Here is a 10,588-nt window from a genome sequence, read left to right as displayed (position 1 = left end):
CGTTGCCGCGCGCGGCCAACCGGGCGTGCCGTGGGCAGCGCTGCTTGGCGGCCGGTCACCGGGCTCCGGACCGGACGGATGGGACATGGTGTTCTCCTCATGAAGGGTGCAAGTGATGCTGATCGGTGCGAGTGACAGTATCGTGACACATTTAGTGGCCCACGGGCATCATCCGTGAACGGTACATGCGTTGATCATCCCAGTTCAGCCCCGGGTGCCTGGTCGCCGCGGCACGGGATGTGGAGCGGCTTCGGCCGGTGCGGGCAGCCTGGTGCGGCAAGGACGCCGGCCCCCGATGTTACGGAGCCGCTCACGCCACCGCTGCTTCGGACCGTGCAGGACGGAAGCACGGGGCCGGTGAGCGCGCGCGAAGTCTTGAACCTGGCGATTCGTCCGCCGTTGCGTTGAATGAACCTATTTCGCCTGATTGAATAACGGTATGTGGACAGCTGTCCCCAACGAGGAAAGTGTCCTCATCCAGACTGTGCAGGGGTGGAACATGGCCAAAGACCAGGAAGTGAACCATGAAGCCGGAAGCGTGGGTGACACGGTACAGAAGGCGGCTGAGGCGCCGCCGGCGGATCACGCCTCAAAGCCCAAGCTTCCCACCGACCTGAAGCTGCGTTCCTGGCGTTACATCTTCAAACGCTCGATCAACGAATTCACGGGCAAGAAGTGCACGGACCTGGCCGCAGCCCTGACCTACTTCACGATGCTGTCGATCTTCCCGGCGCTGCTGGCGATGGTTTCGTTGCTCGGTGTGGTGGGCCAGGCGGAGAAGACCACGCAGAATCTGCTGCAGCTGCTGGGTGAGGTGGCCAGCGACCAGGTGGTGCAAACCCTGAAGCAGCCGATCGAGCAGTTGACGAACGCGCCGTCCGCGGGATTCGCGTTGGTTGCCGGTCTGCTCGGTGCGCTGTGGAGCGCCTCGGGCTACGTGGGTGCCTTCGGTCGAGCGGTGAACAAGATTTATGACGTGCAAGAAGGCCGCCCGTTCTACAAGCTCAAGCCGATCCTGCTGCTGATTACCCTGGTGCTGCTGGTGGCAGCCTCGCTCATGGCAATCCTGCTGGTCGTCTCCGGACCCATCGCCCAGGGTATTGGCCAGGCACTGGGACTGGGGGAAAGCGGCATCCAGGTCTGGAACATCGCCAAGTGGCCGGTCATCGTGATCTTCGCGGTGATGCTCGTGGCCATCCTGTACTACGGCACCCCCAACGTGAAGCAGCCCAAGTTCCGCTGGATCAGCGTCGGCTCGGGCATCGCCCTGTTGGTGCTGGCCCTGGCCACCGTCGGCTTCTTCTTCTACGTATCGAACTTCGGCAACTACAACAAGACCTACGGCGCCATCGGTGGCGTGATCGTGCTGCTGCTGTGGATCTGGATCGCCAACAACGCCCTGCTCTTCGGTGCGGTCTTTGACGCGGAGATGGAACGCGGGCGCGAGCTGCAGGCTGGAATTGAGGCCGAGGAATCCATCCAGCTGCCGCCACGAGACACCTCGGCGGCGCAGAAAAAGGAGGAGAAGGAAGAAAAGGTGATCCGCCAGGGGGAGGAGCTGCGCTACTCCAGCGAGCTGGCCGCTGAGGAACAGCGTGAAGCCGCCGCACGGGAAGCAGAAAATCCCCGCGACACTTAGACCCACTTCTCTGGCACCATGGGTGTCTACGATCCACAAGGACCGCGAGGTCCGGAGAGCTGTTGAGAAACACTGTCCGGTCTCGCGGTCCCTTTTATGGCCCCACGGGCTGCGCAGCCTCTTGCCGATACCCGTTCCGTTCGTCCCGCCAGAAGCCGGAACATCAGGCAATAAATGGCCTGACTATACCCGCCTCGGCTGGGGTTGCAAGCAAGGTTGGTGCACTGATGGGAGAAATCTGAGGGTTCCATCAACGTCGTTGCCCCACCCCGGTCCCGCTGTTTGAATATCGGCAAGTGGACCAAGGGTCCTACGCCGAACGCTTGCGGAGGTGGAACGTGGGCAGCATGCAGGAAAGCCATCGGGCAGGGAGAAGTGCGCAGACGGCCCATAAGGCCGAGCACGCCCCGGCCCCTGACGACAACAGGAAGCCGGACCTGCCGACCGATCTGAAGTCGCGGTCCTGGAAGTATGTGTTCAAGCGCTCGATTGGCGAGTTCACACGCAAGAAGTGCACCGACCAGGCAGCGGCCCTGACCTACTTCACCATGCTGTCGCTGTTCCCGGCACTGCTGGCCATGGTTTCGCTGCTGGGCCTGGTTGGCCAGGCGGAAAAGACCACGCAGAACATGCTGCAGCTGCTGGGTGAGGTGGCCAGTGACCAGGTGGTGCAAACCCTGGAACAGCCGATTCAGCAGCTGACCAACGCGCCGTCGGCGGGATTCGCGTTCGCCGCCGGTTTGCTCGGTGCGCTGTGGAGTGCCTCCGGCTACGTGGGGGCGTTCGGTCGGGCCATCAACCACATCTATGACGTGCAAGAAGGCCGCCCGTTCTACAAGCTCAAGCCGATCCTGCTGCTGATTACCCTGGTGCTCTTGGTCGCCGCAGCAGTGATGGCGGTGCTGCTGGTGGTCTCCGGGCCACTGGTGCAGGGCATTGGACAGGCCCTGGGGCTGGGTGAAACCGGCATCATGGTCTGGAACATCGCCAAGTGGCCGGTCATCGTGATCTTCGCCGTGATCCTGGTGGCGATCCTGTACTACGGCACCCCCAACGTGAAGCAGCCCAAGTTCCACTGGATCAGCATGGGCTCGGCCATCGCGCTGATCGTGCTGGCCATCGCCACCGTCGGCTTCTTCTTCTACGTATCGAACTTCAGCAACTACAACAAGACCTACGGCGCCATCGGTGGCGTGATCGTGCTCTTGCTGTGGATCTGGATCGCGAACAACGCCCTGCTCTTCGGCGCAGTCTTTGACGCCGAGATGGAACGTGGACGCGAACTGCAGGCCGGAATCGAGGCCGAGGAATCCATCCAGCTGCCGCCTCGGGAAACCAAGGCCAGCGACAAGCTGGCGGCGAAGGCTGAAAAGGACATCCGCCAGGGTGAACAGCTGCGCAAGGACAGCGAACTGGCGGCGCAAGACCACACCGGGGATGACTCCCCGGCAGGTGAAACCAAGCGGAGGAGGGAGGACTGACTTCTGCGGGCACCTGAACCCGCTGCATCGATTCGCGCGGCCCCTGCCAGCCAAGCAGGGAGCTGACCGACACCAAGAAGGCGCTCGCCGGAGCCACCGGCAACGAAATACGTGCCCGAGAACAGAACTATCGAGCAATGGAGTAACAGGAGGGCAACAATGAGCAGCAACGATTACACCACTCCGGAACCCAACCGCAACATTCCACCGACCCAGGTGCCAGATCCGCTGGCCGGCGTGAACGACCCGATCGTTCCGCCGGGTGAAGGGGCCCCGCTCAGCGAGCCGGTTCCACCCGCCGAGCCGGTGGACACCGAACTGACCGGCCTGGGCACCGGAACCGGTGTGGGAGCCGGCACCGACGACACCGACCAGTCCAAGGCGCAGGAGGCTGCCTCCGAGGCCAAGGACCTGGCGCAAGAGGGCAAGCAGTCCGCCGCCCATGTCATGGACAGTGCCAAGCAGGAGGCCTCGATGGTCGCCGAGCAGGCCCGCGACAAGGCCAGCAACCTGCTTGATGAGCTGGGTTCGGACGTTCGCGAGCAGGCCTCGGCGCAGCAGCAGAAGATCTCCGCGAACCTGCGAGACATCAGCGAGGAATTCCGCAACATGCTGGACAACTCGCAGGCCTCGGGCACCGCGTCCAGCCTGGTGGATCAGGCCGCCCACCACAGCGGCAAGGTCGCCGACTGGCTGGAGCAGCGTGAGCCGGGGGACCTGGTCGAGGAAATCAAGGGCTTTGCCCGCCGCCGCCCAGGCGCCTTCCTGGGGCTGGCACTGGGTGCCGGCCTACTGGCAGGTCGCCTGACCCGCAACGCCAGCGGTCCGGATAAGGACTCGGACCGGGACTCGCGGCGCGACGCGTTGCCGCGGCACGCCACCCAGGGCTCCCAGGACCAGTACCGGGATGTGTCCACCGATGACGTGCCGCCGGGCATGACCCGCGGCCAGGTGCCGCCCGAGGTGACCTCGCAGCCCACCACCCAGCCGCGGACTGTGGGAATGCCGGAAACCGGAACTCCGGGAGTCCTTCCGGGGGAGCCGGAACCGGGAAGCACCTACCCGCCGACCCCACGGCGGACGGACTTCGAGTAGGAGGCTGCGATGAGCGAGCACACAAATGACTACGGAACGCCGGGGCCCGGCGCGGTCCCAGCCGGTGGCGGGTCACACGCGGCCGAGGAGGAGCAGACCACCCTGGGCGGACTGTTTAGCGACCTGACGCAGAACGTGTCGGTGCTGGTTCGCCAGGAAGTGGAACTGGCCAAGACCGAGCTGAAGGAGTCAGCAGCCTCGGCAGGCAAGGGCGCCGGCATGTACGCCGGTGCGGGCATCGCGGCACACTTCGTGCTGATGTTCCTGTCCCTGGCCGCAGTGTTCGGCCTGGCCACCCTCATCGGCTACGGCTGGTCGGCCCTGATTGTGGCCGGTGTCTGGGCCATCATCGCCGCCATTCTGGCCATGGTTGCCAAGAAGAAAATGGAGCAGGTCAAGGGGCTGCCCAAGACCTCCTCAACCGTGAAGAAGATTCCGTCGGCTTTCAAACCTCAGGAGGAAACGCGATGAGCAGGGATTCCGAAGAACTCAGGCAGGACATTGCCCAGACCCGACAGGAGCTGAGTGATGACGTGGACGCGATCGTGGACCGGGTTAGCCCGTCGCAGATCGCCCACCGGCAGAGCGAGAAGATCAAGGGAACGTTCCACCGAGCGAAGGATGCAGTGATGGGAAGCGGTGAATCAGCCAGCGACCAGGCCCACGATGCCATGGAAAGCGCCAAGGAGGGAATGAACCGGGCCCCACAGCGGGTCGTGGAGCAGACCCGCGGCAACCCGTTGGCCGCCGGGCTGATTGCGTTCGGCGCAGGACTATTGGCCTCCTCGCTTCTGCCCGCCACCGACCGAGAAGGGGAGATGGCGCAGAAGCTCAAGGAGAAGGCCGAACCGCTGACTCATGAGCTGACCGAGAGCGCGAAGCAGGTGGCCGAGGACATGAAGGAACCGGTCAAGAATGCTGCTGAGGAGTTGAAGGACTCCGCGCAATCCTCAGTGGAAAGCGTCAAGGAAGAAGCCAGCGGCGAAGTCGATGACCTGCAATCGCAGGCCAAGGACAAGGCCCAAGGCCTTTCCGATAACGACAACCGGTAACGGTTGGCGCTCGCGCTTCACGGCTGGAAGGGCACGACAGGCACGGTGGCCGAAACCGGGATACGGAATCGGCCACCGTGCCTTGCCCGGCAGCTACTGCTTCAGGCAGAGCACAGAAGCGTTATTGTTTTGCCACTGATGTTCGTCCAGAAACCCGGACGGTGAAAACTGAATAGTGTCGAGGGTGCCGGGAGGATTCCCGGGCATGAGGGGAACACGCCGCACACAACAGTGGCTGCGCCGTTCTTGCGAACAGCACAGCCACTGGTATTACCGGTGCCGCGGCGCGGGTTGATGCTGATTCCGCGGCATTACCGATTCTCGTTACTGCATCCGGGTTCCCAACCGACCGAATGAGCGGAAGCTCTTGTCCGGTGCGTGCATGGGCGGCAGGGCATGTGCCACTGCACTGCAGGAGAGCTGAGTAATCCGGAACATCAGGAAGGAATCAGTCTCCAGTGCCTCGGAGTACAAATCGCTGATGGTGTCGGTTGAACCCCGCGGGTCTACGACTTCCAGCGCGTCGCCGCCCAGGGCGACGTAGGTGAAGCACAAACGGGACTCGTTATCCATGGTCGCAACCAGGACTGGTGGCTGGTGCACGGAGACCAGCGCCATGACTTCGGCGAGTTTCTCGTGCGGCTGAGCCATCACGATGGGCATTCCTTGTGCCCATCCATGCTGTTCGAGGAGTTCTCGTCCCTGACGGGAACCAATGACGTCAGCGACGAGCTCGGCGATCTTGGAGCGAACGAAGCGGCCTGGCATTTTTCTACCTCCATTTTCAAGCAACTTAGCGAGCGAGTGTTCCCCATAGTTCTGCATGGTGGTGTTTTCAATACCTGAATTAACCGGTATTGAAATTGTGTTCTGTCTGGAACTGCAATTCCACACTAACCCGCTTCTGAGGAAACCTCGAGCACCTTCTAGGTGTGTGAAACAATCCGCCATACTAGTTTCCTGTGCCATAAATCTGGTGTTTGACTAGTCCTTTTACGGGTTACTTGACTTTGGGGAAGCCCTTCCAGGCTGCGCTTGGAGTGTGATCTCTGAGATGTTTCTCAGGATCAATAGAGTCATCCTGAAATCTACCTGAAAGTATTTCTGCCGACTCCACAGTCCGTGTGTTATCTGTTAGGGATAATTGCATCTGGCGCGCAAGTTTGTCTGATTCTACTGTCGTATAAATGGAGCATAAATACGAAGTTAATGTATTTGAATGCATGTAATGGCGCGTTCCTGGTGCGAAGTGCAACCGCTCGGTGCGCGTGAGCGGGTTAACGCGGCATCCTCGTGGCGTTGCCCGCCGGGTGGGGTGCAGCCGAGGATCCAGGGTAGCCGACATGCCTTGCGCACGAGCCGAAGCAAAGGGGCAAGAGCAAGACACGACCCGTTCCCGCCCGCGGGATGGGTCGAGGGGCTATTGCTTGGCAGGTGCCAGGAGCTGAGCTGGCTTCCCAGCGTCTTGCTGCTCGGTGGTGACGTTCCAGACGAGGTCACCCAGAACCTGGCGCGTCTGGTCCTCTGCAGCGCCCACGGCTAGCAGCAGCTCGGTGGTGAATTCCTGTTGCAGCGAGCTGGCCAGGGAGGGCAATTTCTCCAGGCCGCCGTCCGGCAAATCGTAGGCCGCGAGGCGAAGGTCGGGACAGTCTGCGGGAACGGTTGCTCGCAGGTCCTGTAGGTGCTCGGCCAGTTGCTGGCGGTGCTGCTCGATGGTCGCGGCCTGCTTGGCACCACTGCGGGCGGCCTGCACCTGCAGTACATAGTCCAGTGCGTAACCGCGATCCAATGCCCGGGCCGCATGCAGGGCGACCAGGTCGGTGTCCGCCGGGAGTGCGGTCTGCTGATCCAACAATTGCCGGTCGGTAAGGCATGCCACCGCCCCGGTCTCGGGCTGCGCCGGAGCGTCACCCGCACCCTCTGTGCTGCCCAGCGGTGCCGGGACTTGCCGTGCGTCATCTTCTTGCACGGCATGCAGCACGCTGCGCGCATCCAGGCTCACCTCGAAGGCAATGCGGGCCAGCAGCGCGCCGCCAGCCTCATCCTCGGCTTCATTCACCGGCACGCTCTGACCTGCCTGCAGCACTTCATTGGCCAGGCTCGTAGCCGCCTCGGGGGAATAACTGGTCGCCAGCTCGGTCGGCTGCTCGTCCTCGTAGTGCAGTTCGCCAAGCAGTGCACTGGCCTGAGACAGTGAGTCATGCAGGGCCTGCAGCGTTGGCGCCGTTTCCTGCTTTGCCTCCTTGGCCAGGGCGGCCAGGGTTTCGCTCCGCTGGCCCAGTTGCTTCAGCTGTGCGCCGTACTCCCATTCGCGCAGCTGTTCATTGCTCGATCCGCGAATTTCCTCGGGCAGCCCCCGGTCTTCCAGTGCCCCGCGGAACACGGTGACGCCCAGGGCCCACATTAGGGCCAGGATCAAAACCACGGCCAGCAGGGGTGCCAGCCAGCTGGGGGCTTTGCGGGAAGATGAGGAAGCAGCGTCTTTCATATCCCCTTGATCATCCCATGATCTCCTCCGGAGCCGGTTCCCTGGTGCCGGTCCGGCGGAATTCCGCGTGAGTTCCTTCACCTGCAGGGCTAAACTCGTATCCAGCCATGCCGCCTTCGCGCTACGCTTGGATGTACAACATCGAATAACGTGGGAGGATATCCATGACCGGCAAGCCGGCCGATACCGAACAGGAAGCAAAGCGGTTGAAGACTGTGCTGCAAAAGGAAGTTGAATCCCACGGGCTGGTTCTCGAAGACATCACCCTTCGGCCAGCGGGCAAGCAGCAGCTGATGCAGATTACCGTAGACCTTCCCGAGGGCACCGACTCGGTCAACCTCGATCAGCTGGGCGAAGTCACCGACACCATCTCCAAGGCACTGGACGCCGATTCCGTGTACGCCAATGCCGCTCCCTATGAGCTTGAGGTCAGCTCCCCGGGTTTGTCCCGTCCGTTGACCGTTCCCCGCCATTGGGGGCGCGCCGTGGGGCGAATGGTCAACATCACCCTGACTGACGGCAGCAAGCTGCACGGCCGGATCTGTGAGGTGGGCGAGGATGAGGTCCAGCTTGCCGTGCACCACGCCCCGGCCAAGAAGGGCATGAAGGAGAAGGTGGATGACCCGCGTCCCTTCGCCCTGGCTGAGATTCGCAAAGCCGTCGTTGATGTGGAATTCAACCGCACCGACGAGCACCTGGACATCATCGACGTAGAAGACCCGGAGGCCTGAGCATGGACATCGATATGGATGCACTGCGCACCTTGGAAAAGACCCGAGACATCCCCATGGATGTCTTGATCACCACCATCGAGTCGGCCCTGCTGCTGGCCTACAACAAGACCGAGGGCGCCATGCCCAACGCCCGCGCCGTCATCGAGCGCGGCAACGGGCACGTGGCGATCATGGTTGAGGACTATGACGAGCACGGTGTGCTGCTGGGCGAGTTCGATGACACCCCACTGGGCTTCGGCCGCATCGCCGCCTCCACCGCCCGCCAGGTGATCATGCAGCGTCTGCGTGAGGCGGAGGATGACCAGGTGGTCGGCGAATACCGCTCGCGCGTGGGCGGACTGATCTCCGGCACCATCCAGCAGGGCACCAGCGCCCACATGGTGCAGGTCAACGTCGGAGACGTCGAGGCGGTGCTGCCCCCGCCGGAGCAGGTTCCCGGTGAACGCTACAAGCACGGCGAGCGGCTGCGCGCCTTCGTGGTGTCCGTGGAGCGCGGCACCAAGGGGCCGGCCATCACCCTGTCCCGCTCGCACCCGTCCCTGGTGCGCCAGCTCTTTGAAATGGAAGTCCCGGAAATCGCCGACGGCGTCGTGGTCATCGAGGCGCTGGCCCGCGAGGCCGGGCACCGCACCAAGATTGCGGTGCGCGCCACCGAGGCCGGCGTGAACGCCAAGGGCGCCTGCATCGGTGAAATGGGCACCCGCGTGCGTGCGGTGATGAACGAGCTGAACGACGAGAAGATCGACATCGTGGACTACAACGAGGACCCGGCCAAGTTCATTGCCGCGGCCCTGTCGCCCTCGAAGGTCAACTCCGTGGAAATCCTGGACGAGGCCGAACGCCGCGCCCGCGTCATCGTGCCGGACGGGCAGCTGTCCCTGGCGATCGGCAAGGAAGGGCAGAACGCCCGCCTGGCCGCCAAGCTCACCGGCTGGCGCATTGACATCCTGGCCGCCTCCGGCGGGAAGGAACCGCGCTACTAGCTGCGACGGGAAGTCCCGGTCGGGTACGTGATAGTTACCTCACACGCGCACCGGGGCATAAACGCGCTAGACTATTAGTTGGCTCATTTAAAGAAAAAGTGGAAGTGGGAAGTCCCAAGGGCATGAAGCTGCATCAGCAACGCACCTGTCTGGGATGCCGCACCACCACGAACATGGATGAGCTCATCCGTTGGGTACTGCACCCTGGCGCCCCGCAACCGCGGGCGCGGCTGGCCGTGCTGAGCCCGGCGCCCGGACGTGGCGCCTGGACGCACCCGACACCAAAGTGTGTGCAGCAAGCCGTACACCGCAAGGGATTTACCCGTGCCTTTCGCGCACAGGTGGATACCGGGTCGGTGCTGGAGGATTTTGCTGCATACGAAGCTCGACTGGCACCCCGCCAGCGAACTGGCAGAGATAAGGAAAGCGGGTCAGAAATCTGATGGCTACCCGATGAGTCCGCAACGATGAGCGCCAAACGATGACAAATCAGTTTCGCGTATTCCACCGTGCGGCGGAAGACCAAGACGAACTAATCCACTGATCTGCCGAAACCCATTTCCCCTGTGGCGTGGAGTGACGGCCGATCACACTGATACAGGAGAGATGTGGCTAAACTCCGCGTTCACGAGCTCGCCAAAGAGCTCGGAATCACCTCTAAAGACGCATTGAATAAATTACAGGAAATGGGCGAATTCGTTCGTTCCGCTTCCTCCACCGTCGAGCCCCCGGTCGTGCGCAAGCTGCGCGCCGCCTTTGGCGGTTCGGCCCCCGCTGCCAACAAGCCCGCCGCTGCCCGTCCGGCAGCCCCGAAGGCCCCGGCAGCACCGAAGTCCAACGCACCCAAGCCTGGCGGCAACGCCCCCAAGCCCGGTGCCGCACCGAAGCCGGCCCAGAAGCCGGCCCCGGCGGCCGGCAGCGAACCGGCCAAGCCGGCTGCTGCTGCACCGACCCCCGGTGGCCCGAAGCCAGGACCCAAGCCGGCCCCGAAGCCGGCCGGTCCGCGCCCGGGCAACAACCCGTTCGCTTCCCAGCAGGGCATGCGCTCGACCGACGCCCCGGCACCGCGCCCAGGTGGCGGTCGTGGCCCGCGTCCGGGTGGTCCGCGCCCGGGCA

General features: G+C 63.2%; 12 protein-coding genes. 10 read left to right on the top strand and 2 right to left on the bottom strand.

The features are described 5' to 3' along the window. Positions 1-499 precede the first annotated feature (499 nt). From RCJ92_RS13175 to RCJ92_RS13155, 5 genes are all read left to right on the top strand, one after another. On the top strand, positions 500-1,639 hold the full coding sequence (locus RCJ92_RS13175) for a YihY/virulence factor BrkB family protein (protein WP_446754790.1): 1,140 nt from the start codon (positions 500-502) through the stop codon (positions 1,637-1,639). Positions 1,640-1,986: 347 nt separating this feature from the next. Then, the gene (locus RCJ92_RS13170; protein ID WP_138925871.1) at positions 1,987-3,120 is read left to right on the top strand and encodes a YihY/virulence factor BrkB family protein; all 1,134 of its coding nucleotides are present in this window, start codon (positions 1,987-1,989) and stop codon (positions 3,118-3,120) included. Positions 3,121-3,279: 159 nt separating this feature from the next. Then, positions 3,280-4,215 (top strand): hypothetical protein, encoded by a 936-nt coding sequence (locus tag RCJ92_RS13165; protein WP_446754789.1) that lies wholly within the window; start codon positions 3,280-3,282, stop codon positions 4,213-4,215. Between the two features lie 9 nt (positions 4,216-4,224). Beyond that, positions 4,225-4,686 carry a phage holin family protein gene (locus RCJ92_RS13160; protein WP_138173321.1) on the top strand — a complete coding sequence of 154 codons (462 nt, stop codon included), beginning with the start codon at positions 4,225-4,227 and terminating at the stop codon, positions 4,684-4,686. Beyond that, the gene (locus tag RCJ92_RS13155) at positions 4,683-5,267 is read left to right on the top strand and encodes a DUF3618 domain-containing protein (protein WP_138173319.1); all 585 of its coding nucleotides are present in this window, start codon (positions 4,683-4,685) and stop codon (positions 5,265-5,267) included. Before RCJ92_RS13160 ends, RCJ92_RS13155 begins: the two co-directional genes overlap by 4 nt. A gap of 324 nt (positions 5,268-5,591) precedes the next feature. On the opposite strand, the gene RCJ92_RS13150 is transcribed toward RCJ92_RS13155, so the two are convergent. Beyond that, the gene (locus RCJ92_RS13150) at positions 5,592-5,918 is read right to left on the bottom strand and encodes a hypothetical protein (protein ID WP_346922098.1); all 327 of its coding nucleotides are present in this window, start codon (positions 5,916-5,918) and stop codon (positions 5,592-5,594) included. A gap of 27 nt (positions 5,919-5,945) precedes the next feature. Here RCJ92_RS13150 and RCJ92_RS13145 point away from each other — a divergent pair, with 27 nt between their 5' ends. Beyond that, on the top strand, positions 5,946-6,113 hold the full coding sequence (locus RCJ92_RS13145; RefSeq protein WP_175419321.1) for a hypothetical protein: 168 nt from the start codon (positions 5,946-5,948) through the stop codon (positions 6,111-6,113). Positions 6,114-6,687: 574 nt separating this feature from the next. Here the strand turns inward: RCJ92_RS13145 and RCJ92_RS13140 are convergent. After that, entirely contained in the window at positions 6,688-7,755 is a 1,068-nt protein-coding gene (locus RCJ92_RS13140) for a hypothetical protein (protein ID WP_446754788.1), read from the bottom strand. Between the two features lie 164 nt (positions 7,756-7,919). On the opposite strand from RCJ92_RS13140, the gene rimP reads away from it, so the two are divergent. From rimP to RCJ92_RS13120, 4 genes are all read left to right on the top strand, one after another. Beyond that, positions 7,920-8,486, top strand: a complete 567-nt coding sequence (gene rimP, locus RCJ92_RS13135) for a ribosome maturation factor RimP (protein WP_446754787.1) — start codon at positions 7,920-7,922, stop codon at positions 8,484-8,486. Between the two features lie 2 nt (positions 8,487-8,488). Further along, a complete protein-coding gene (gene nusA / locus RCJ92_RS13130) occupies positions 8,489-9,472 on the top strand; it encodes a transcription termination factor NusA (protein WP_138173310.1) in 984 nt (327 codons plus the stop codon). A 122-nt stretch (positions 9,473-9,594) separates the two neighbouring features. Then, the gene (locus RCJ92_RS13125) at positions 9,595-9,915 is read left to right on the top strand and encodes a YlxR family protein (RefSeq protein WP_446754786.1); all 321 of its coding nucleotides are present in this window, start codon (positions 9,595-9,597) and stop codon (positions 9,913-9,915) included. 165 nt (positions 9,916-10,080) lie between these two features. Next, positions 10,081-10,588: translation initiation factor IF-2 N-terminal domain-containing protein (locus tag RCJ92_RS13120; RefSeq protein WP_446754785.1), on the top strand; the 508-nt coding region annotated here is incomplete at its 3' end.

Source organism: Glutamicibacter sp. BSL13, from assembly GCF_052928425.1.
The sequence above is the reverse complement of the archived record's forward strand: the minus strand, read 5'-3'. Positions and strand labels throughout refer to the sequence as shown.